The sequence below is a fragment of the Ruegeria halocynthiae genome (genome assembly GCF_900106805.1).
Classification (GTDB): Bacteria; Pseudomonadota; Alphaproteobacteria; order Rhodobacterales; family Rhodobacteraceae; genus Ruegeria; species Ruegeria halocynthiae.
Genome location: NZ_FNNP01000013.1, coordinates 42,925 through 64,942 on the forward strand (window position 1 = coordinate 42,925; position 22,018 = coordinate 64,942).

The 22,018-nt window shown below is 53.7% G+C and carries 18 protein-coding genes and 3 pseudogenes; 8 read left to right on the plus strand and 13 right to left on the minus strand.

From position 1 onward, the window contains the following. Positions 1-241: 241 nt before the first annotated feature. From BLU89_RS19540 to BLU89_RS22030, 3 genes and pseudogenes are all read right to left on the minus strand, one after another. Positions 242-436, minus strand: a complete 195-nt coding sequence (locus tag BLU89_RS19540; RefSeq protein WP_074739164.1) for a YqaE/Pmp3 family membrane protein — start codon at positions 434-436, stop codon at positions 242-244. Positions 437-516: 80 nt separating this feature from the next. After that, positions 517-1,290, minus strand: a pseudogene (locus BLU89_RS21810) (type IV secretory system conjugative DNA transfer family protein). Next, positions 1,263-1,532: a type IV secretory system conjugative DNA transfer family protein gene (locus BLU89_RS22030; RefSeq protein WP_074739168.1), complete on the minus strand. Its 270-nt coding sequence runs from the start codon at positions 1,530-1,532 to the stop codon at positions 1,263-1,265. Before BLU89_RS22030 ends, BLU89_RS21810 begins: the two are co-directional and overlap by 28 nt. Before the next feature lie 12 nt (positions 1,533-1,544). Between BLU89_RS22030 and BLU89_RS19560 the strand changes: the two genes are divergently transcribed. The 3 genes from BLU89_RS19560 (at position 1,545) to BLU89_RS19570 (ending at position 3,884) form a co-directional block, all read left to right on the plus strand. Continuing rightward, positions 1,545-1,943 carry a replication initiation protein RepC gene (locus tag BLU89_RS19560; RefSeq protein ID WP_074739169.1) on the plus strand — a complete coding sequence of 133 codons (399 nt, stop codon included), beginning with the start codon at positions 1,545-1,547 and terminating at the stop codon, positions 1,941-1,943. A 185-nt stretch (positions 1,944-2,128) separates the two neighbouring features. Next, on the plus strand, positions 2,129-3,082 hold the full coding sequence (locus tag BLU89_RS19565) for an autoinducer binding domain-containing protein (RefSeq protein ID WP_074739171.1): 954 nt from the start codon (positions 2,129-2,131) through the stop codon (positions 3,080-3,082). Positions 3,083-3,173: 91 nt separating this feature from the next. Then, positions 3,174-3,884: a glutathione S-transferase N-terminal domain-containing protein gene (locus BLU89_RS19570; RefSeq protein ID WP_176797734.1), complete on the plus strand. Its 711-nt coding sequence runs from the start codon at positions 3,174-3,176 to the stop codon at positions 3,882-3,884. Here BLU89_RS19570 and BLU89_RS19575 read toward each other — a convergent pair. From BLU89_RS19575 to BLU89_RS19585, 3 genes are all read right to left on the minus strand, one after another. Further along, positions 3,881-5,458: a GMC oxidoreductase gene (locus BLU89_RS19575; RefSeq protein ID WP_074739174.1), complete on the minus strand. Its 1,578-nt coding sequence runs from the start codon at positions 5,456-5,458 to the stop codon at positions 3,881-3,883. The genes BLU89_RS19570 and BLU89_RS19575 overlap by 4 nt on opposite strands. 42 nt (positions 5,459-5,500) lie before the next feature. Continuing rightward, entirely contained in the window at positions 5,501-6,052 is a 552-nt protein-coding gene (locus tag BLU89_RS19580; protein ID WP_074739176.1) for a gluconate 2-dehydrogenase subunit 3 family protein, read from the minus strand. A gap of 290 nt (positions 6,053-6,342) precedes the next feature. After that, entirely contained in the window at positions 6,343-6,705 is a 363-nt protein-coding gene (locus BLU89_RS19585) for a putative quinol monooxygenase (protein WP_074739178.1), read from the minus strand. Positions 6,706-6,894: 189 nt separating this feature from the next. On the opposite strand from BLU89_RS19585, the gene BLU89_RS19590 reads away from it, so the two are divergent. After that, entirely contained in the window at positions 6,895-7,464 is a 570-nt protein-coding gene (locus BLU89_RS19590; protein WP_074739180.1) for a DJ-1/PfpI family protein, read from the plus strand. Between the two features lie 228 nt (positions 7,465-7,692). On the opposite strand, the gene BLU89_RS19595 is transcribed toward BLU89_RS19590, so the two are convergent. The 6 genes and pseudogenes from BLU89_RS19595 to BLU89_RS19620 form a co-directional block, all read right to left on the minus strand. Next, on the minus strand, positions 7,693-8,469 hold the full coding sequence (locus tag BLU89_RS19595; protein ID WP_074739182.1) for an HlyD family type I secretion periplasmic adaptor subunit: 777 nt from the start codon (positions 8,467-8,469) through the stop codon (positions 7,693-7,695). Positions 8,470-8,505: 36 nt separating this feature from the next. After that, positions 8,506-9,189 (minus strand): IS6 family transposase, encoded by a 684-nt coding sequence (locus BLU89_RS19600; RefSeq protein WP_074739184.1) that lies wholly within the window; start codon positions 9,187-9,189, stop codon positions 8,506-8,508. Between the two features lie 252 nt (positions 9,190-9,441). After that, positions 9,442-10,488 carry a Hint domain-containing protein gene (locus BLU89_RS19605; RefSeq protein ID WP_074739187.1) on the minus strand — a complete coding sequence of 349 codons (1,047 nt, stop codon included), beginning with the start codon at positions 10,486-10,488 and terminating at the stop codon, positions 9,442-9,444. 199 nt (positions 10,489-10,687) lie between these two features. Further along, positions 10,688-10,801 (minus strand): annotated as a pseudogene (locus BLU89_RS21815) (IS6 family transposase); the annotation flags it as partial. 135 nt (positions 10,802-10,936) lie between these two features. Then, a pseudogene (locus BLU89_RS21170) lies at positions 10,937-11,168 on the minus strand (DDE-type integrase/transposase/recombinase); the annotation flags it as partial. Positions 11,169-11,571: 403 nt separating this feature from the next. After that, positions 11,572-12,492, minus strand: a complete 921-nt coding sequence (locus BLU89_RS19620) for a LysR family transcriptional regulator (RefSeq protein WP_074739191.1) — start codon at positions 12,490-12,492, stop codon at positions 11,572-11,574. Between the two features lie 114 nt (positions 12,493-12,606). On the opposite strand from BLU89_RS19620, the gene BLU89_RS19625 reads away from it, so the two are divergent. From BLU89_RS19625 to BLU89_RS19640, 4 genes are all read left to right on the plus strand, one after another. Then, positions 12,607-13,596, plus strand: a complete 990-nt coding sequence (locus BLU89_RS19625) for a TRAP transporter substrate-binding protein (protein ID WP_074739193.1) — start codon at positions 12,607-12,609, stop codon at positions 13,594-13,596. A 78-nt stretch (positions 13,597-13,674) separates the two neighbouring features. Beyond that, positions 13,675-14,157, plus strand: coding sequence for a TRAP transporter small permease (locus BLU89_RS19630; RefSeq protein ID WP_074739195.1), 483 nt, complete (start codon positions 13,675-13,677; stop codon positions 14,155-14,157). Continuing rightward, entirely contained in the window at positions 14,154-15,545 is a 1,392-nt protein-coding gene (locus BLU89_RS19635) for a TRAP transporter large permease (protein ID WP_245709803.1), read from the plus strand. Before BLU89_RS19630 ends, BLU89_RS19635 begins: the two co-directional genes overlap by 4 nt. Beyond that, the gene (locus BLU89_RS19640) at positions 15,542-17,656 is read left to right on the plus strand and encodes a N,N-dimethylformamidase beta subunit family domain-containing protein (protein ID WP_074739197.1); all 2,115 of its coding nucleotides are present in this window, start codon (positions 15,542-15,544) and stop codon (positions 17,654-17,656) included. Before BLU89_RS19635 ends, BLU89_RS19640 begins: the two co-directional genes overlap by 4 nt. A 1,000-nt stretch (positions 17,657-18,656) precedes the next feature. Here the strand turns inward: BLU89_RS19640 and BLU89_RS19645 are convergent. Next, the gene (locus BLU89_RS19645; protein WP_083347824.1) at positions 18,657-21,956 is read right to left on the minus strand and encodes a Hint domain-containing protein; all 3,300 of its coding nucleotides are present in this window, start codon (positions 21,954-21,956) and stop codon (positions 18,657-18,659) included. Positions 21,957-22,018: the final 62 nt, after the last annotated feature.

Consider the following 22,018-nt stretch of genomic DNA (forward strand, 5'->3'; position numbering starts at 1 on the left):
TCGCGGCAACCGAGTAAGGTGCTGAGGGTCCGTTATGGGGCGCTCCATCGGTGATCGAAGGCAGCAATGCGTGGTTTGTTCCCCTTCATACGTCGCGCAGCATCGGTCAAAGCGGGCTCTTTCGTTGAATCCGCTGCGCCGTGCGCGAAAGACGGCTTTGCCAAGAAATCGCCTAAAGGGGGATTTAACACTCAGCCGCACGTGACCCCTTTAGCCGATCCAGCTCGAATTTCATCCATTTCTATGCCCTATCCTTAGTCGCGGCTTTGATCTTCTTGTCTGTGTTGTACTGGCTCAGCGAGTACACAGCCCATATTGCAGCCGGAATCCAGCCAATGAGCGTCAATTGCAGGAGCAGACAGAAAAAGCCCTGAAATGGGCGTTTGATCGTAAAGAACACCACAAACGGAAGCAAAATCGCGAGTATCAATCTCATCTCAATTGACCTTCTGATAGTTGGACCGTTATGTTCTCACAAACATGGTTAAACGCAGATTTACTGAATCAGCACCCCCGTCAAGCGGAGGCACTGCTTTCAGGCCGTTTGGCTCTCATTTTCACCATCGCCCTATCTTTCGCTGACCGGCTTTTCCGCTTTGCGACCGTGCGCTGCGCATCAAAAGCCGCCTGAAGTTCCTGATCTTTTTCGGAAACCTCTTTCACCGGGGCAGGGGCCAGTTTCGCTTCAGCCAGCGCCTTTGCCGTGTCCCTGGCTTGCTCTGCAGCCAGATCGAGGTGTGTGCCTTTGATCTTCGGACTTTCGCCACCCAAGAACTGCATGAAATAAGGATCTTCGAAATATCGGATCTTGTTTGCAATCACCGGCATCTTGCCTTCGCGGATCAGCACAACCTCATTTTCAGGCAATCGGCCAACGTGTTCGGGCCGGAGCAGGCGAATGCCTTCCTCACGTTCCGATATGCTGCCCATTTCCATTTTGCCGAGCGCCCGAGATTTTGACTTGCTCATGACGGTTTTGTCACCGATCGACCTGGACACGTGTTCGCGTACCTCTCAATCCTCAGAAGCCGCAAACATTTGCGTTCCGGCGTTTGCCAGCATCGCCCCCACACCTTCATGCCCATAGATGTCCTGCAGGCGCGACAGTGTTTGCGAAATCACGATGATCCGACCGCCGAAGGATCGCATGGTGTCATAGGCTTCCACTACGCGTTCCAGATGGCCAAGGCGCTGGAACTCATCGAGCAGGATCAGAACCTTGAACGGTTCATCGTCGCCCGGCTCAACGGTTTCGATTGTGTTCACCAGATCGAGGAAGAACAGGCGAATGAGTGTCCGGAACTCTTTGACCTTTTCCCCGGCACAGAAAAATAGATCGAGGTGGGGCGCCGACGCAGATCCTCAAAGTTGATGTCATTGCCCTGCGTAGCTCTGGCTACAGATGGGTTGCGCCAGAGCTGAAGGCCGGAGTTGTTCATAACCGAAATCGTTGACCGCAGGATTCTGGATTCTTCGGCGGCAAGATTCAGGAACTCATCTGCCGCCCGGGCATAGCTCCGCGCAAAGCCCAAAAGCTACCTCGGGTGAATAACCGCATCCTTTATGACCTGGCATCTCCCGAGCTTCGTATGCATATCGATATCGCTGGAAGCGGCGCCCAGAATTTCAACCCCACCCTCTATGCGATCGAGACCGGCGTTTGGTCTCGTCTGTCGGAAATTGGCACCAATGTCTCCGCCTGGCACGCGGCGATTGAACGGTTGACCACCATGGGGGCGATCCTGGCTGGAGTGATCACGGATGCGAGGCTGAGCGACCCGAAACTACCTCAGGTGGTCAACCCGGGCGGATACCTCCGGGGGATGGTGCAGGCCGATCAACGAGGTGAACTGAACCTGATCTCCAGTTTCATGGGGCTGCTGGCACGAAGAGCCCGAGAGGAGGAGGACGGGCTTCCGCAGGATCACAAGAACCGGATTTAGCCGTGTCGGATTATGCCCGCCAGCTGCTCAATTTACGCGTCTCATCAGCAAGTTTCCGCTCTGTTTCCGTCTCCGGAACAGAACTGTATTCAAATCTGTGATTGGCTACGGGAATTCCCGAGTAGTTTGTTCAGCTTTAGGTTGCTATGCGGCCTCGACGGTGACGCAGAGCAGAAAGACGATCTATGAAAATTGCGGATATTGGCAATTCTGAACTGGATTTCAGGCAAACCGGAGAAGCGCGCCTCCAGGAGATTTGCCAAAGGTTTGGATTAGAAAATGCCTCCTATGCCCATATCGACAAGCATCACAATGTTGTTCACGGCTGCACCACGTTTCCGGAGGAATGGGTCAGGTACTATGTCGATAACGATCTTGTCTTGGCCGATCCCCTCATTCGGTTCGGCGCCACCATGATTGCACCGATTGACTGGTCAGCATTCGACAACCAGACCGACTATGCGGCACTCTTTCAGGCGGCCAGAAAGTTCGGGGTTGGGCGTAACGGGCTTTCCATTCCAGTGATCAACCCTTTTGGGGAGCGCGGCGTATTTACCGTCACGTCCAAATCGCCTCGCCCCGAATGGGACGCCTTGATCGCTAAAATGCTCCCTGCCCTACGTCATGAAGCACAGGTTCTGCATCTGCTTGCCCTCGATGTCATTGAAACCGTATTCAACTTTCCGTCGGATTCCCTGTCTGGGGATGAGCTGGATGTATTGAAGATGCTCGCGTCTGGTTTGATTCCGTCAGTCATTGCCAGGCAGACGGGGCACGCCTCGCGAACTGTCGATGCACTGACTGCTTCCATCACCACCAAGCTCAAAAGCCGGACGATCGAACAGGCGGTTGCAAGGGCAGTCAGTACTGGCTTTCTTAAGTGGACGGACTTCTTTGCGGACCCGGTGGCAGAACTAGCGGATGCTGAGCGCGGAGTGCTCAGCGGTGGGATCGTACGTTGGGGTGGTAGGTCGTACGAGTTCATCGCTTTTGAAGAAGGTCGAACGGTGCGCAATCTCGAGAGCTTCCACGCGGTTCAAGTTGAAAATCTAGCTAGAGAATACAATCTGGACATCAACGAAGTACTTGAGGCAATTGGTGCAAACAAAAAACAAGTTGTTTGGATCAGACGTATTTGAGTCAGATTCTTGATGCGGCACGCTACCCGGGATCGGCCCGGGTCGTTCCTGGCAATGTGTTAGAATGTTGCAATCGGAATGGTGGTTCAACGTGATATCACATGAAATCAAACGCAGGCTTTTCGAAGTTGTTGGTGCAAATCCAAAAGCCCATCTGAGCCCGTATTGCTGGCGCAGCCGCATGGCACTGGCGAATAAACAACTCAGCTTTGACTCAGAGCCTTGGCACATAACCGAAAAGCAACGGATAGCACGATCTGGCGGTGTGACAGCACCGGTTTTGGTGGATGGCGAGCAGTGGGTTCGGGACAGTTGGAACATTGCATCTTATCTGGATGACACCTATCCGGCCTATCCACTGTTTGCCGGACCTTCCGGCAAGGCAAAGTCGCTGTTCGTCAATCATTGGGCGGATAACACGCTGCACCCGCTGATCTTTCGCGCTGTTATAGCAGAGCAGTTTCCTCTGACGGCGATTTGCGACAAGGATTACTATCGGGAACGAACACTGCGCAAATTCGGCCAGGCCATCGAAGAAATCGGAGTTGACCCTGAATCCGCACGTTACGCGATCAAACAAGCACTGAGCCCGCTTGAGGCAACCCTCGCCGAAACCTCTTTCCTGGGCGGTGATGCGCCGGATTATTCAGACTACATCTTGTTCGGAACATTTCAATGGGCGCGGGTTGCCAGTCGAGCTGCGTTCTGGCCTCCAGACAGCACACTACACCGCTGGTTTGAAACCCTGTTGGACGCCTTCGACGGGTTGGGGCGGTCGCAACCGCCGCGCAGCGCGCTTTAGGGCAGCAACTCTGATCGGTGGGTGCGAATGTATTCTGCCGTGCGAAACACCAAAGCAGCCAGCGTGGCCGTCGGATTTATCGCGCCCGGCGTGGGAAACAGGCTTGCGCCCGCGACAAACAGATTGTCGACTTCATGCACCTGACCATATGAATTTACGACCGATGCTGATGGATCATTCCCCATTATTGTTCCACCCATCATATGCATCGGGTTTCGAGGGCCTGCCCAAGCATCGCTGGTCCCCGCCGCCTTGAAGATGCGGAGACCCTCTGCCTTGGCCAGTTCCGACCTGGCGGCATTTGCCTGTGGCAGTGAATTGCTCACATATGCCATCGGCAACCCATAACGATCGAGTTTTGATGGATCGAGCGTGATACGGTTTTCCGGCATGCTGTCTTCCTCGCACAGCACTGTCATGTTTCCGTAATGCAAACTGGCCTGATGCAGATACGCGTCCAAAGCCTCACCATACTTTTCGGGCCTGGCCAGAGCGGTCCCCAACAGGTCGTTGGGCTTTGCCGCCTGCCCGACAAGCCACGCGCGGCTGCCAAAAGCATCCTTTGCCGGTTGCTTGTCGTCATATCCATCAAGGCAAAGCGTGTTGGCACCCGCAACACCCAAATGCGGCTCTGTTTCCTGCATGAACAGCCCGTGGATGGTTGTGAGCGCGTGAGAGGTAAAATAGCGCCCCAGTGTCTTGCTGCCATTGCCCAGCCCATCGGGGTACTTGTCACTGACTGACAGCAAGAGCAGCCGTGCATTCCAGATTGTGTGACAGGCCGAGATGACAATGTCTGCAGGTTGCAGGTTCTCCCGACCCTGCTCATCAAGATAAACGACGGCGGCTGCCTTCGATCCCGAAGGGTCTGTTTCAATCCGTGCGGCATAGGCATTGTGGCGTAGCTCAACGCCCGCCTTTCTCGCCCGTGGCCATTGCAGAACCAGCGGGTTGGCCAAAGCCCCAATCGGGCATCCCGCGTCGCACCAGCCGTCAAGCAGGCAAGCGGCCCGGCCGTCATAAGGGGCTGAGTTTACCGCAAGGGTATTTGTCGTGAGCGTCAGACCTTCGGCATCAAACCCGGCTTTGATGGCCTGAGACTGTTTGGATAGGGAAATGGCAGGCATGGGATAAGCCTCACCGGGCGGCGCATTGGAATCGTCATCCCCCGACACGCCGAAATAGAATTGCGCGTGGTCATACCATGGGCGCAGGTCATCATATCCGATGGGCCAGTCCAGACTGCGCCCGTACAGAGACCTGACGTGAAAGTCGTCGGGGTGCAGCCGGAACCAGTTTGCGTACCAATGCAAGCCCGCGCCACCGGTCCCCCACCCCATGGCAAAGTTCGCGGCCCCCACAAGATCACCTGTTTCCCGAACTTCCGGACCCGCCCATCTGAGCCGCCGGGACCAGATTTGCGAACTGATCATGTCTGAAAGCCGTCGTTCCGGCCCGGCCTCAAGAACCAGCACGTTGAACCCCGCCTCACCCAGTTCAGCCGCCATTGTGCTACCGACGATGCCAGAGCCGATGATGACAACTTCAACCTTATCATGTGAGATTTTCGTCATTGGGCCGCATTATCTCCGGTCATTCTGCTGGCGGCGGATTTGCTACCAGGGTCTGGGAGGTGGAATATGCGCGAGATATGGGATGTTCAGTTCCGCAAACCCCTCCTGCGTGCCATAAACAACATCCACCGCGTCGCTGCGCGAAATGAAATAGAAGAAATTGGGGTCCGGGTCGGTCCAGACCTGCATGTCTGAAGCGATGGCGGCTTGGATCATCTCTACACGTTGATCGTCGGTCACCTGCACAAAGGGCAAGCCAAAGCGGTGGAGGCATTCTTTTTCAATGCCCGAGATACCCTTGCGATAAAATCCCGCCATGTCGCTGGCATCCAGGTATCTGAGAAGCAACAGGGACGCGGCCTGATCGCCCGCCAGGTTTTGGTCGACAAATTGGGCAACTCCGGCTTCTTCAGCGCCGGAAACGATGGCCGCGCACCAGGCCGTCAGAGTTTTTGCCTCTGTTGTTGTGAATATTTTGTGGCTTGTGTTTTCGACGGTCTTTGCCTCCGCATTTTGGGAAAGACTACGCATTGTGATGGACGCCCAGAATGTGGTCGGGATCACACGAGTTAGAAAGCGTCGTCTGCCCTTCATTCGACCTGTCTCCACCTATCGCAAACAGATGTCTCGATTGTCGCAGCCATGCGGCTTTTGTCAAACTTGGAATTGTCTCCGGCTTCAATGTTGAATTGGACGTCCATCCTAATTGCAGACAGCCGCGCGGCTTGGGGTTTAACCAACCCACATATTGAGCCGCGGATTCAAAGCGCTGCACCTTTGGATTGTGCCAAGCCTCTGCAGGTTTCCTTTGGCAGGATGATACCGTCTTATTTGGGCTGGGCTCTGCCTTACCGACTTGCCGTAGATCCCTTTTCCAAGCCCGGCTACCGCCGAAACCCGAACTCGGTTACAAAGAAACCAGGAGAAATTCCGCTGAACAGGTCGCGCAGTTTTTCAAGCTCAATCGCGGGACCATGTAATTCGACCCCGGTGATACTGACCAGATCTTGAGTGCTTTCAAAAATGTGGCTGCCCAGTTCCATATGGCGGATTACCGCATCTGCGCTGTCATAATCTTCACGGGACACCACCGTCCCGTCGGCGCCGAAACTGTAGGCCGACACCAAGTGGCCAGGTTCTTGGTTGCGCAGTTCAATCATATCTGCACAGTTTTTCCGAAAAGCATCTGCGTGGGTTTCGGGGACTGTCATATAACCGACGATGGTCACAATCTGGGGCACGGGCATAACTTTTCTCCAATAATTCGATTTTACATATTTTCCCAGAATAGGTGCTTTCTACTCATCGGCAAAATGCCTGACGGTTGCCCTGACCAACACATCGAAAGACAGCAGACTTTCGTTACCCAGTAATATTGCACACCCGGTATGTTCCCTATATGTTCTAAAGCGGGACCCTCAGGAGGTATAACCAAAATGGCGAAAGTCGCATTGGTACTCACAGATGATTTCGCGGACTGGGAATACGCAATGATCGGCGGAATCGGCGGCTCCTTTTATGGGCTCGAAGTCGCGTATTTTTCTCCTACTCCCGGGCAATTGAGCTCGATGGGTGGAATGACCGTTGTCGTATCCAATGGACTGGAAGAACTCGCCTTGTGGCAACCGGATGTAGTGGCAGTCATTGGCGGAACCGTGTGGGACTCTGAGGCCGCACCGGACATTTCAGATCTGCTTGTGACTCAGTACGAAAACGGTGTTCCTGTCGGTGGAATTTGCGGTGGAACCCTGGCTCTGGCCCGATCGGGATTGCTAAACGCGGAACCGCACACTTCGAATGAAGGGGATTTCTTGATCAAGAACGCTGTCGGATATGACGGCGTATCAAACTACGTTCAAAGTAAAACGGCTGTTTCCTCAGACCGTGTTGTTACCGCGCCTGGAACAGCGCCAGTGAGCTTTGCCGCCGCTATCTTTGAAGTCGCCGGTGTTCCGCAAGAAACAGTGTCTCAGTTCAAAGACATGATCACTGCCGAGCATAACTGATTGCGGATTGTCACAACAGCTGTAGCGAGAGTCTCCACAACGAACTGAGCGTTCCTCGATGAGTCCTCCCGGTGCAATCCGCTTGGACTAAGATTGGGTTCGGATGCCAATGGACCTGGCGGAAGATGATGTCCACGAGATTGGGGAAAGCTCGTCTGGAGAAGTCCCTGGATAGAAAAATCGAAATGCGTGGATGGGACTCGCGCAAATTTATCATAATTTCACTTATCATTCCTCGCGGAAAGCCTGGTTCACCTGATCCAACAGAGGTTTAGACAGGTAACTCAGCACTGTTCGATCCGACGTGGTCAGATAAGCTTCTACCGGCATGCCGGGAATGAGCTCCTGATCACCAAGGCGTTCCAGTTCCTCTGGCTCGACGGATACAGTCACCCAATAGAACGAGAGGCCTGTGGCCTCATCAACCGATGTGGATGCTGAAACATCTGCCACCAACCCAACAAGCTCTGGCGTCGTCCGCTGGTTGAATGCCGGGAAGCGAACCTTGGTGGGTTGCCTGATATACACTTGGTCTACGGCACTTGGATCGATCCTTGTACGTAATACATAACCTTCATTCAGCGGCACGATTTGCAGGATTAAACCGCCAGGCGACACCACTCCGCCAATCGTGCTGAACTGCATTTCGTGTATCCGACCGCTGTTGGGCGCACGGATGTCGACCCGGTCAAGCTGCTTGCTCGTCGTTAGAATTTGCTGACGCAGTTCCTGTATTGAAGTGATCGTCTCACGGAGTTGAGTGACCACTTCCTCCTTCGTCTGGCGCTGCCCTTGTAAGAGCTCAAGCTCGGTATCGCGGATGGAGTTTTGGATCCGCGCTAGTTCAGATCTGTGCTCGGCAATCTGACCCAAAAGATCCGCCTCATTACGCTGCAGGGACCTGAGCTGGTTGGCCGGCGCGAGACCTTTGTTTGTGAGTATTGTCTGGGCAGCGATTTCCTCGTTGATGTAGGTCAGCTGCCGCTCCGGATGTGTCGCAAACATTTGGAACGGCCAAAGTCAGCGACTTACTGGACACACCTATCCTGCGATCTCGGCGAATAGCTGAAAGCCGGAAGTCGTATCGCTTGAGAATTGCCGCTTCTGGATAATATTGGCGACTTCGATACCGTCCAAAGTAGCTGATGCGGATCTGAACGATTTGAACCCGCACATGTGCCGTATGCGACGCTTGATAAACCGATGATCTTGTTCGATCAGGTTATTCAGATACTTGGACTTGACCGTTTGGATTTTGGCTAGGCTACCGAACCGCTTCAGGATCCTGTTCACCTCTCGAATGCCCGCCGCGTTGGCTCCACTTTTGTCGATGACGATCTTGCTCGGGATTCCATTTGAAGCCAGCGCTTTGCCAAAGAACCGTGCTGCTGCTGGACGGTTCCTACGCTCAGACAGCATGAAATCAAGAGTATTCCCAGCTTTATCGACGGCCCGATAGAGGTACATCCATTTGCCGCGAACACGAATATTGGTCTCGTCCATGCGCCATGAACTCAGCGTTGGACGCTTCTTTGACTGCGCACGCGCTGCGACGATCGGCGAGTATTTCACAACCCACCTATTCAATGTGGCATGGTCAACTCGGACACCGCGCTCAGCCATGATCTCTTCCAAGTCACGATAGGACACCGTGTACCGCAGATAGAAGTACACAGCGTACAAAACCGCATCCTTGGGGAAATGACAGCCCTTCAATGAGATCATGCTCAAGTAACCTGTTCGAAAACTTTTCTAAGAGTACAAACCTCAAATCACGCAGGCTCGTCAACTAGACCCCAGAGTTTGCGGCACATCCGCGTTGCACGAACTACAATTCGAGTGAGCCAAATATCGCACTTTCTTTATGGTGGAAGACGACACCTACTTCGATTTCCGCATCCGGGCGTAAATGCGGTTTTGAAGGACTGTAACCCGTTACAGTCTGGTGCTTGCGGGGAGATCGCAGAAGCGCAGAACCTAGTACGTTTTAAGACAACATGCTTCGTAAGAACGAAGAAAACGCGCAGTTTTTGGGCCGCGGAAAACCCCTTCCTGAAACAGCTCTGGAAAGAGCGACAGAAGCTCCTCTTGGTACTCAGCCGAGACCGCACCCATCGCCACGACGCCCGGATACAGGCTCTCGGTCGGAATGCCTTCAGAATAGATGATCTGATGATGTTCGAACAGAACATGATAATATGTAACCATACCCCCCGGTCGACGATAAATCGTGCCTCCATTCACAAGATCAACCGCGCGCACGATCACCTCATCCTCGCCAAACAGAAGCTGAGCACGCCAGTCATTGATCACGATCCCGTGCTGAGGGGACACGACCAACTCGCGCGTGTTCCCAAGCGCGCCTTCTGCAATCACGATCGGCGCAAGCTTTCCGGTCGCAGCTACCGTGGTCTGGCCAACCCAAATCAGAGGCTGGTAGTCCCCCGTCTGCGTTAACACCAGATCCCCAGGCTCAAGATTTTCAATGCGGGTTGCGCCTGCACACGTCTCGATCAAGGTTCCCTTGGTGAAACAAACCACCTGAGCCCCCAGATCTAGATGCGCCGTCGAGTTGTCGTTATTCACGATGGGGCCGACGGTCAGGTCGGTGCCCGCAGGTGGAATTCCATCCGGAAAAACCAGATAGTAGCCGTCCTCGCCAGCATCCTGCAGATCGTCATCATTGTTCAGATCAACGTCAATCACCGCCACGCGGTAGACAGTTCCGTCAGCGGCTGTGACTTCAAAAGTATAGTCCCAGATAACCTGACGATCGGTCCCGCCGATCTCGACTGTCTGCGCCCAGACACCGCCAATTTGTTCCTGTGCCGAAACCTGTTCGTTGGTCACGTCGCCGTTGAAATTGACGGCACCGTCGTTTTCTTTGACCGCAAAGTTTGTGCTTGTACCAGACCAGCTCCAAGTGCTGCCAACGGGCGGGACAAAGTTGTAGTTAAACCCAGAGCCGTTGACTGTGCTTTGCGTCCCAAAAATGGCATTCTGATAGCCATAATAGACAACCATTTTTTCTGCCTCACCTTAGCAACTCGTAATAACGTAAGGGCAACAATAGCACGAGAATCAGGAAACAACTAGGCGACCTATTGACGATCGCTTGAGGTCGGGCGGTTTTTGCCTAAGATTTTTGACAAATGCTTTGTGCACGAGGTGATGTTGTCAGACAATTTCGAACCAGTCTCAGTATGCCGCCTGATCCCGGAACCTATGCGGAACAAAGCTGCCGCCACTCGGTGAGAGCCACGGTTCGGTTACGTTTGAAATTTTCTCGTGAGTAGAGATGACTTTCCTGATTGAAGTGATTGTGGACAGAAGAATTGTTGATTTCCGCTGAGAAGTGACCCGGTAGCCCCCCCTAATTTCCACTAAGAATTGACCCATGTGAACACGTTACCCCGACGGATTTGGTCAGGGAGATATGGAGTGATCGACATGGGATTTTCAAGTGTTATCCGACGCTGGGCATTGCCGATTCCCTTCATAGCAGCGTCGTAACACCTGAGCCGATCCGTGAGGACAATATCAGGCTGACCGTACCGCCTCATTGCTTTCCTGAGGAATTTCAACGCTGCTTTGCGATCACCGCGCTTCTTGACAAAGCTTTCCAGCACTTCGCATTCGTGATCCACGGCGCGCCACAAGTTACGCGCCTCACCATTGATCTTCACGAAAACCTCGTCGAGGGCAAAGTTGATCAACCCGTATGCGACTATGAAACAGCTGTGTAAGAGGTCCGCAAAGCTGACATTCATGCCGATCGCAGTATCAGTCAATTTGGGCTCACAACGGACCCCGGTGCCGTTGCAGAAAGGGTCCCTGCCCCGCTAATAACTTATCACACGGCCCAAAAGCTGCCCTCCGTTCGGGGCATCAGATGCCCCGGTGCAGCCCGTCAATCCCGCCGTTCGCTGCGGATGCAAAATCTAGCCGACAACCAACTGGGAGTCTGCGGACAAACGGCGAATTCGCTGCGGCAGCATAATTCGCTGCGGCAGCATAAATGTCTGTTTATGGCGCATCACCCCCAAATCTTCTGGGAGGAAGATGTGAAAAGTTCGCGTTTCGGGCAGCATCCCTGTTCCGAATCCTTCAGTACGTTTTCGGAGTGTCCGCCGGAAAGCGGTGAACGTCGTGCTGTTGAAGAAACTCAACAAACAGATCCATTGCACCATCTTCGGCGCCAACTTTCCAGAACGCCACTGTCTGAAGCTGCTCTGTGACGTCTTCGATCGGAATAGCGACCAAGCCGGAGCTGATAGAATTGCTGACGCTATCGGTCAGGATGGTTACGCCCATCCCGCAGGCAACCAACCCCAGAATGCCCGCAGAGTTGAACGCTTCCTGCACGATGTTCGGAACGAACCCTGACCTGCGGCAAAGCGGGAACAGATACGAATAGAATTGCTCCCAGTCTTTTGACGAACCATGCACGAAATCCTCGTGTGCAAGTTCTTCGAGACGAATGCTATTTCGCCCTGCAAGCGGATGACTTTCATAGACAATACAGACGAAGTTTTCGGACTGGATAGGACATTGTTCATATCCAGTTCGGCTGATTGGGCCGGTCACAAACCCAATGTCCAGCTCGCCTTCATCCAGCTTTTTCAGCTGGGTAACTGTAACGTCGTGATGCGGCCGCAAGACGATGTTTGGCCGCTGCTCCTGAAATTCTTTCAGCAAAGTGGGAAGCTGTCCGGCGATGGCCATGTCGGTGTACCCAATCCGCAAAGACCCCATTTCGCCACTATGCACCATCCGTGTGGTTTCGACCGCATGACCGATGGAATTGACAACGCCGCGACAGCTTTTGAGGAATGTTTCCCCGGCGCGGGTGATCTGAACCTCACGTTTGGAGCGCACAAAAAGCGTCACTTCCAACTCTCTTTCCAGATATTGAATTGCACGGCTTAGCGCCGGTTGAGCAACGCCAAGACGTTCAGCAGCGCGCCGAAAATGGAGCTCTTCAGCGACGGCGATGAAATATCGGATATGTCTGAGGCCAAATTTCATAATGCTTTTCCGGCATCAATTAGTACCAAAGTGATATTATACCGGCAATACAAGTTGTGATATTTCGGGGCAATAACAAAAAAAGATCACCCAAAAACCAACCGGGAGAAACCAATGAAAGCCCTTAAAACACTCACGGCGGCATCCGCCCTCGTTCTCACCTCGCAAGCTACCCTTGCTGGCGACGTCGTCATCAACCTTGGGTATGCGGCCGCCGAAGGCAGCTCATATGCTGTTCTTGCCAACAAATTCGAGGAACTGGCCGAAGAATATTCAGGCGGATCCATTGATGTGAAAGTCCGTTGCTGCGGCCAGTTGATGGGCGAAGACGAAGCGTTCAAGGCGATGCAGCTGGGCACTGTCGACATGCACATCATCACCGGCAATAACATTTCACCGCACTTTCCGCTGATGGATGCTTTTGTTCTACCTTACATCTTCGAAGACAAATCCCACGCCTATCGTGTCCTCGAGGGTGAAGTCGGTCAGGGTTTTGCGAAAAAACTTCACGAAGCCACCAACGTTCATTTGCTGACCTTTGGCTTTGTCGGCGATCGCGACTTCTATAATTCCCGCCAGCCCATCACCGAGATGGCGGACATGGCGGGGCTTAAGGTGCGCGTACCCAAAAATCAGGTGATGATTGACACGTTTACCGAATTCGGCGCTGCACCAATTCCGCTGCCATGGGCCGATACACCCACCGCGCTGCAAACTGGCACTGTCGAAGGCGCCGACAACGGCACCTCATTCATCAAGTCACAGAAATTCTATGAAATCATGCCGCACTTCACGGTTCTTGAGCATTTCACCTATTTCTCGCCACTGTTTGCCAGCGACCGGATCATGGGCAAGCTTGACGACGATCAGCGCGACGCTGTGATGCGTGCTGCGCGCGACGCCGGAATTTTCCAGAAGGAGGAAATGACCCGTCAGGTTGACGAAATCCGCGCATTCCTTACTGGTGAAGGCGGCATGAAAACCGCCGAATTTGACCGCACAGACTTCATCGCGGCCGGTCAGCGTGTGCAGGACAATTATTCGGCAGATAAGGGCGATGATTTCAAAGCTCTGGTAGCGGAAATCCGCGCCGCAGCGGAATAATCAAAACGTCACCAAAATCTATGGGCTGCGGCGCAGCTGTTGCAGCCCGTCATTCAATCCGCACAATTGAGGTGTCCTATGCTGGCCAAACTGGATCGGTATTTCGAAGAAGTGCTGTGTACGATCTTTCTTTGTGTGGTTGTCGGGTCTGTTCTGATGCAGGTAATCATGCGGTTTGTGTTTCATTCCGCTGCTGCCTGGGCCGAGGAAACGGCGGTCTATGGCATGATCTTCGCAGTCTACCTTGGGGCGACGATGGCTACGCGTGAACGAGCGCATATCCGTATCAGCCTTTTGGTAAGCCGCTTGCCACGCAAACCACAGGTGGGATGCATCGTATTGGCGGATGCGCTTTGGACAGCGTTCGTGGTCTTTATGATCGTTCAAACAACCAAGTACACTAACCTGCTTTTCAGCGTCACCTTTCAGACACCCGGACTGGGGATCGAGCAGCGCTGGATACAAATGTTCATTCCGATCCTCTTTGGCCTGATGCTGTTTCGCATAGCCCAGGTCTATTGGCGCTGGAGCCGTGAAAATTTCAAAGGACTGCCGCTATGACCCAAGTTGAAAGCGGAGCTCCGCGTACGAATTACACAGCCATTGCTGTACTGGCACTGCTGATCCTTAGCCTGATTATGGCAGTCACAAATGGCGCGAATGGCCCGGTTGTAATGGCAGCAGTCTTTGTCGTCACCATGGCCATTGGCGTCCCCATTCCGTTTGCCGCCGGTATCGCCACTGTGGCGGGCCTGTATGTTGCCGACATCCCCATGACGCTGATGGCGCAGGCCGCGTGGACCGCATTTGAACCTTTCCCATTGGTGACCATCCCGCTTTTTGTTTTGGCCGGTCAGTTGATGGAACAGGGCGGAATGTCGGAAAAGCTGGTCAACATCGCCCAGAAACTGGTTGGTGCCTACAAAGGCGGGCTTGGTCTTGTCACGGTTGTGGCCTGTATGTTTTTTGCAGCGCTGTCCGGATCCGGCCCCGCCACTACAGCCGCCATCGGTTCGATCACTATTCCGGCTATGCAGGAAGAAGGGTACCGCTCTCGGTTTGCCGGCGCCATCGCTGCGGCCGCCGGCGCGTTGGGAAGCATGATCCCACCCTCCAACCTGCTTATTATCTTTGCGCTTGTCACCGACGTGTCCATACCGCGCCTATTTCTTGCGGGCATCGTTCCGGGCATCGTTCTTGGCCTGATGCTGATGGTCGTCGTCTTTGTCATCTCCTTGAAAAATGACTATGGCGGCACGGGTGAAAAGTTCCGCTGGGGCCCGCTTCTCGAAGCCTTCTGGGAAGGAAAATGGGCGGTCATGGCACCGGTCATCATCCTTGGCGGTATTTATGCCGGTATCTTTACCCCGTCCGAGGCAGCAGGCGTGGCCGTGGCCTACGGTCTCTTTGTTGGCATGTTTATCTATCGCGGGCTGACGGTTGCCAAACTGTTTCATGCGTTCAAGTTCACGGCCATCGTGATCGGCACCGTTCTTTTCATCCTTGGATCGACCAAAGCGTTCGGACAGCTTGTCACCATCTTTGACATCCCTGACGCTGTGCTTGGCCTGTTCAAAGGTCTGGTTGAATATCCGTGGCTGGTCATGCTGATGATCGGTGTGTTTTACATCATCGTTGGCATGTGGCTGGAAAGCATCCCACAGATCATCATCTTTACCGCGGTGTTTTTCCCATTGGTGACAAGCCTTGGCATCGACCCGGTTGTGTTTGGCATCTTCACAGTGATGACTTGTGAAATCGGGTTCCTTACCCCCCCGATAGGCGTCAATCTGTTCGTTGCCGCGCGGATATCAAAGATCTCGATTGAGGAAATATCAGTGGGTGTTCTGCCGCTTTTGATTCCCTACATTCTGATGATATTCCTGCTGGTCTTCGTGTCCGACTGGGTCACCTTCCTTCCTGATCTTGTATATGGACCTTCCCGATGAGTGTAGATTCCAAAGACCTTCCGCTGGCCGGATATGTCGATCACCTGTCCGCCCGTCCGGGTCAGGTGCTTGCCTTCAAAGTGTCGTCGTTGTCTGACACCCCGTTTAAGGCACGGCTGACCCGTTCGATAAGTGCCGACCCAAATCCCGAGGGCCCCGGCATCGTCGAGGAAGACGCATCAGCCTATTTTGCGCCGAGAGAGTTTGCATCGGTACATCGTCGGTTTTTTGCCGGATCTTACGGGGTGGGAACAACAGACATCTCAGCTGAAGCAGGGGCGAGCTTGGTCTTCTCCGCGACCATTTTCCCGACAAAACGATGCGACAGAGCGCAAACCATTCTCAGTTGCGGTGATTTCGATCTTTGCATTGCTGCGAATGGGGCAGCCTGTTTCCGGTCCGGCGCGGATCACGTTGCAACGGACATGCCTGTGAAACTGCGCCAGTGGCACAGGATTGAAGGTCGCGTTGAGGCCGGACACCTGGTCCTGTCACATCAGGCGCTAGGCAGATACGCGACCGGTCCAACTACAGGCCGAATGCCAGCCCGGGTTACCGCCCTGACCGGCTTACCCACCGTTGGTGCGCTTTTGACCGACGGGGAAGCTACCCAACATTTCAACGGCAAGATCGAGGCGCCCTCAATTACGGCTGGCAATGTCACGCTTTGTGAATGGGATTTCTCACTGTCGATGATGAAAGTCACAGTGCCTGCTAAAACCGGTCCAGACCTGTCGCTGGTCAACTTCCCGACCCGCGCAATGACCGGTTCGAACTGGGACGCAACCGAAATGAACTGGTCTCATCGGCCAGATCATTATGGCGCTATCCACTTCCATGACGACGATATCTACGATTTTGACTGGGATACTGATTTCACGTTTACCATTCCCGATGACATGCCTACCGGCGTCTACATCATGCGTCTGGAATGTGACGGTCACCATGATGCTATCCCGTTTTTTGTTTGCGCACCGCTGGGCGAGCGGCACGCCGACCTATGTGTTCTGATGTCAACGTTCACCTATGCTATCTATGGCAACCACGCGCGACCCGACTATCATCCTTCGTGGAAGAAACAGATTGCGGATTGGGATGCCTATCCTCACAACCCAGCGGAGTTTCCTCAATACGGCCTATCGACTTACAATTATCACTCCGATGGTTCGGGAATTTGCAATGCCTCGCACCGTCGCCCCTTGTTCAACCTGCGCCCCGGTTTTCTGACCTTTGGTGGAACGCCTTGTTCCGGGTTGCGTCATTTCCCGGCCGACAGTCATCTGCTCAGCTGGTTACACGCCAAAGGCATCGCTTATGATCTAGTGACCGACTACGATTTGCATATCCATGGCCATGACGCGATTGCAGGCTACAAAGTGGTCACAACAGGAAGTCACCCGGAATATCACACTGAGGAAAGCCTGAACGCCCTGCGCGATTATCGCGATGGCGGCGGCCATCTGGCATACCTTGGCGGCAATGGGTTCTACTGGCGCATTGCGGTGCACAGCGAAAATGAGAGCATGCTGGAAATCCGCCGGGCAGAGGACGGTATTCGCGCATGGGCCGCTGAACCCGGAGAATACTATAATGCCTTTGATGGCAGCTATGGTGGGCTGTGGCGCCGCAACGGTCGCGCTCCGCAGGACCTGGTCGGTATTGGCTTTGCGGCTCAGGGTGAATTCGTTGCTGACCCCTATAAGCGTGTCACAACCGATCCGGCATACGACTGGGTATTTGAAGGTGTTGACGGCGAAATAATCGGCGATTTTGGTTTTTCCGGGCAAGGTGCTGCAGGGTTCGAACTGGATCACATGGATAGCCACATCGGAACGCCAGACAATGCAGTCCTGCTGGCCCGATCTGTCACGGTCGAAGACAACTTTATGCTGGTCCCCGAGGAGCAGTTGACCCACCTGACCAATTTAACAGGCAGTAGCGAGGCCGAGGCGAAACACGCCGACATGATCTATTGCACATATCCCGGCGGCGGATCGGTTTTTGCGACAGGCTCGATTACATTTTGCGGATGTCTGCCCTGGAATAATTACGACAACAACATTTCGCGGGTATTGCAAAATGTCTTTGCAAGATTCTTAACTGACGACTAGTGCAAACCCAAGTGCTTGCTGTTGCCAAGTTCAAACGTCCTGTCTTGTCGCTTCGCACCAGTTTAGGCGCTGCGCAGCATTTGTAAGAATGGGCTCGTTGCCGCCATCGGAGCAACCTCGGTATCTTATTGGAGGGCCCAGACTGCGGCGATGAGGACGGTCCAAAGCAGATCTTGAAGACTAATCTAACCTGCTGCAGTGCGGCCCGTCATTGCCGTCTTTCGCTGCAATTCAGTACAAGCGAAATCGCAGTGTGCGAATCTATGCGGTTTTTTTGCTCGCGCCGCGAACGCTGCGATGTATGCTTCTTATTGCATCTCTAGATTGTTGCTTTGAACTCAAAAGCGACTGCATTGACTTGGAGCCACACTAAAGACGTAAGAGCTTCAATGGTAGTTTTCTTCAGCTTCTACGCACGCCACCAGGCACAATAGATGCTTCATCCGCACGTTCCAAAATGACTTCGAAAGATGCGGATGAAGCTGGTTCCAAACGCCAATCGGAAAAATGGCGCATTTCGGCGTAGTCCGTTGTGAGTGGTGGCCGCAGAGATGGAAATGGAACCTTAAACTATGGAGTTACTTTGAATGAGATTTTACATACGAAGCCAAAAGGCTGTTTGAGCGCCTTGTCAGACCTTCAGAGTCATTGACGAGCAACAGATCTTCACAAAGTTGATGTCCGATTAACTCAGCAGTCCCAAGTGACAGTTCTGAGCGGGCTTCCAACAAATGGACTACAAACTGTCGCTTTACATGATTTATCGTACCGACCAGTGGTAGTGAGCCTCGTTCGCAGGGGTTCCTGAAAACGTGAGGTTCCTGAGCGTTTGCTGTTCCAAACGGTAAGATGAAAAGCCCCGCCAAAGCCAAGATTTTCTTCATACAAAACTCCATTTTTACTTCGCCGCAACTCAGGTGCCTCTGCGCGCGCTACTGTTTTGATTTCGCAACAATCGACTGAAGAGAACCCAATACTCTGCGCCGCCTTCAAAGGACCATCAGCCCGCCAGGAGCGCCGGCTTCAAGTCAACAAGACTGCTTTCAAAGGCCTTTAGAACAACACGTGCTGTGTCTCCGTAGTTGGAGAGTCCTCCAGATCCCGCGAGCTCGGGAAACAGTTCGAGTATTTCATCCCGAACCCCGGCATCTTTCCCCATCGTTTCGTGGCCAGGGTAGTAGCTTTCCGTCCAGATATCGTTGGACAGCACGACCTGATGGGTATCGAACATCATGTGGAAATACTGAACACCAACGCCCTCTTCTTGGGTGATGCCGTGCTGGCCAACCAAATGCTTGGCGGCAACAAACACCTCATCGGTACCGAACAATAGATTGTTGTCCCCGCCAACTCGAAGCACACGATGATTGGGAGATAGCCATAGGTCCCGATCGTTCGGGCCGAGCACACCTGCGGAGATCTTAATAGGCGCAAATTTTCCCTTGGCGGGTACGGTCTTTGACCCGATCCAACGGATTTCTTGTACGCCGTCGTCTCGGGTAATGACCTTGTCGCCCACCTTCAGGTCTTCAATCGCGATCAGGCCTTTGACCGTCGCAATGCGGGTGCCGCGGACAAAACAGGGCACCCCTGTTTGCTCAAGCAAGGACGACGCGCTGATACCATTCAATCCGCTTAAGCCAGTGATCTCACCTCCAGCCATAGTGCTGTTATCAGTGTAGTCACCTGCAGATTGGTTCAGGATACCATCATCGGCCAGGTCCTGTTCGAACTCATCTTGATTTGTATAGTAGTCCGCCAGATAAACGAAATCATTGTTCGTACCGTCACCATCATCCGCATCGGTCGATCCCAATCCGAAGTCGGTGATATCGAGATTCTCACCCGCGGTGTAGTAGAATATGTCATTCCCGGCGCCGCCCGTGGCCTGGTTGTCTCCCAAGCCCCCCACCAGCTGGTCGTCGCCATCTTCGCCGTCCATATCGTCATTGCCAGCACCGCCGACAAGCGTGTCAACTCCTGCGCCACCGATCAGCGTGTCGTCGCCATCCTGACCGAAAAGGATGTCGCTGCCGTCGCCCCCGGCCAGAATGTCATTGTCAACACCACCCTGAAGTTGGTCATTGCCGTCGTCGCCAATCAGAACATCGTCGCCAGCGCCCCCAAAAATTAGGTCGTTGTCGGCACCACCATCAATGATGTCAACTCCGGTACCGCCAACCAGGGTATCATCTCCAAGCCCACCGGTCATATTGTCGTCACCGGCGTCTCCGAACATCAGGTCGTTGCCAACGCCTCCGTCCAAATCATCGTTACCAGCACCGCCCGCAAGTTCATCATCGCCACCGCCACCGCTAATTGTATCGATGCCAGCGTCACCAAAGAGAAGGTCATTACCATCCCCCCCCTCCAGATCATCATTGCCGGTGCCACCCTGAAGCTCGTCATTGCCAGCGCCACCAATAAGCGTGTCGTCACCGGCGTCTCCGAACACAAGGTCATTGCCGTCACCCCCGTCCACTGTGTCGTTGTCGTCACCGCCATAGACTTCGTCGTCACCCAAACCGGCGAAGATATTGTCATCACCGCCGTTGCCTAAAATGAAGTCATCAAGACCGTCCGGCCCATCGATGATGTCACCGCCCCCGTCGGTTAGCTGCCCTGCATCGTCATAGAGCAGACCCATCGTTTCGCCGTACTCTTCGCCGTCAACAATCCCGTCAGGATCGGCTTTGAAGAAGCTGAAATTCACATTGGTGTTGTCAGTGGTCAGGTCAGCGGGGTCGACGGGCACACCAGCACCATCCAGAATGGTGAGCGAATTGTTGGCATCCCAGCCAGCAAAGGTGTCATTCAGAACGCCGTCGGCCTGATCGGCGCGCAGCCATTCCAGCTCGTTTTCGATGACCGCAGGATCAATATGACCCGCGGCGACCGCTGCAAGGAAATTCGCTTCGCTGTAGTAACCTGACAGATCAACAAAATCGTTATTCAGAAGTCCGTCATTGATTGACCCGCTATTGCCAACATTGAAATCTTTAATAGTGTTATGGCCGGGACCCGGTACGAAAGTGTCATCGCCATCGCCACCTGATAAGATGTCGCGGCCTGCACCGCCATCAATGGTATCGTTGCCTTCCCCACCGAATATTGTGTCATCACCTGCGCCACCATCTATGGTGTCATCATAGTCCGTGACGACAGCCCCACCATTCAGGCTCGTGTAATCAGGGTTACCTGCCTGAACGAGAGGCGTGCTTGTTATCGTGAGTGTAACTCCAGCAGGCGGAACCGCCCCCACTGGCAGCAGCACCTGCCCGTCTTCATAGTGTGCGTCACCCACCGGATCTGGGTAAGCACCTGAATATCCGCTAAGTACGCCATCCCCGTCGCGATCCGCGTCGATGACCAACATGGTATAGACCACGCCATCACTACCCAGAAACTCCAGCTGAAAATCCGCGACGAAGTTATACAGAACGCCGTTAATCTCGATCAGTTGATCGGTATCATCTGGCGTTTCGTTGGCGATAGCATCGTCGCCGGCGCCACTGTCGTTGTCGATGATGCGAATTTCCAGCGGATCACCCAACACATCAAAACTGGTGCCACTTCCGGCGACATTAAAGTCCCCACCGGTCAACTCGAAGTTCAGATCTCGGATGAAACCCTGAACCACGTATTCTGTTGTACCGGCGGGAAGGGGGGCATCGTTATCCCCATAGATAACGTCATCTCCTTCACCGGCGTTAATTGTATCATTGCCGCCACCGCCAAAAATGACGTCATTGTCGCCATCACTCCCATCGACCACGTCATCGTCGCCATCCACGTATCCAACATTGATGACATCATCTCCAGAAGCGCCATTTACCTGGCCGGCCAAGTCATCCCAGTCCGGCTCTGCCGCATAAGTGGAACTGTCGCCCCCGGGATCATTTACTGAAACGTCGATCTCTTTGATCGTATAGGTCTCATCAGGGTCAAGAGTTACCTCGGATACATAGCCAACTGTTGAGCCACCCAAAAATGTGTTATTGATCTCATAAATGCTAAACTGAACGCCATTGCTGTCTTCGACCAGAAAGGCACGTTCGAATTCAAATGCATCCGTGGTTCCGTTATTGCCCGAGAACTGCGTGCCCTCTAGCGTTCCATAAAGCGTTTGGTTGGAATCAACGGAGACGCCGGCACCGAAATCGGCGGGCCATAAGGAAAATTCGTCATCCGTAAATGTCATGGCATCCGGTTGACCAACCATCGTCAGCGTTCCACCAACGGTGAATGACCCCGCCATGTCTGTTGTGCTGTAAACGAGTACGTCTTTTCTAATTGTCATCTATTTGCTCCCTTTCGCGACCACCCAAGCCGCTGAAACCAAACCCAATTTTCGTATTGCTA

Coding starts and splice junctions, on each gene's coding strand:
- BLU89_RS19540 (WP_074739164.1), bottom strand. CDS start 436: ATGAGATTGATACTCGCGATTTTGCTTCCGTTTGTGGTGTTCTTTACG.
- BLU89_RS19565 (WP_074739171.1), top strand. CDS start 2,129: ATGAAAATTGCGGATATTGGCAATTCTGAACTGGATTTCAGGCAAACC.
- BLU89_RS19575 (WP_074739174.1), bottom strand. CDS start 5,458: ATGACGAAAATCTCACATGATAAGGTTGAAGTTGTCATCATCGGCTCT.
- BLU89_RS19580 (WP_074739176.1), bottom strand. CDS start 6,052: ATGAAGGGCAGACGACGCTTTCTAACTCGTGTGATCCCGACCACATTC.
- BLU89_RS19585 (WP_074739178.1), bottom strand. CDS start 6,705: ATGCCCGTGCCCCAGATTGTGACCATCGTCGGTTATATGACAGTCCCC.
- BLU89_RS19590 (WP_074739180.1), top strand. CDS start 6,895: ATGGCGAAAGTCGCATTGGTACTCACAGATGATTTCGCGGACTGGGAA.
- BLU89_RS19595 (WP_074739182.1), bottom strand. CDS start 8,469: ATGTTTGCGACACATCCGGAGCGGCAGCTGACCTACATCAACGAGGAA.
- BLU89_RS19600 (WP_074739184.1), bottom strand. CDS start 9,189: ATGATCTCATTGAAGGGCTGTCATTTCCCCAAGGATGCGGTTTTGTAC.
- BLU89_RS19605 (WP_074739187.1), bottom strand. CDS start 10,488: ATGGTTGTCTATTATGGCTATCAGAATGCCATTTTTGGGACGCAAAGC.
- BLU89_RS19620 (WP_074739191.1), bottom strand. CDS start 12,492: ATGAAATTTGGCCTCAGACATATCCGATATTTCATCGCCGTCGCTGAA.
- BLU89_RS19625 (WP_074739193.1), top strand. CDS start 12,607: ATGAAAGCCCTTAAAACACTCACGGCGGCATCCGCCCTCGTTCTCACC.
- BLU89_RS19630 (WP_074739195.1), top strand. CDS start 13,675: ATGCTGGCCAAACTGGATCGGTATTTCGAAGAAGTGCTGTGTACGATC.
- BLU89_RS19635 (WP_245709803.1), top strand. CDS start 14,154: ATGACCCAAGTTGAAAGCGGAGCTCCGCGTACGAATTACACAGCCATT.
- BLU89_RS19640 (WP_074739197.1), top strand. CDS start 15,542: ATGAGTGTAGATTCCAAAGACCTTCCGCTGGCCGGATATGTCGATCAC.
- BLU89_RS19645 (WP_083347824.1), bottom strand. CDS start 21,956: ATGACAATTAGAAAAGACGTACTCGTTTACAGCACAACAGACATGGCG.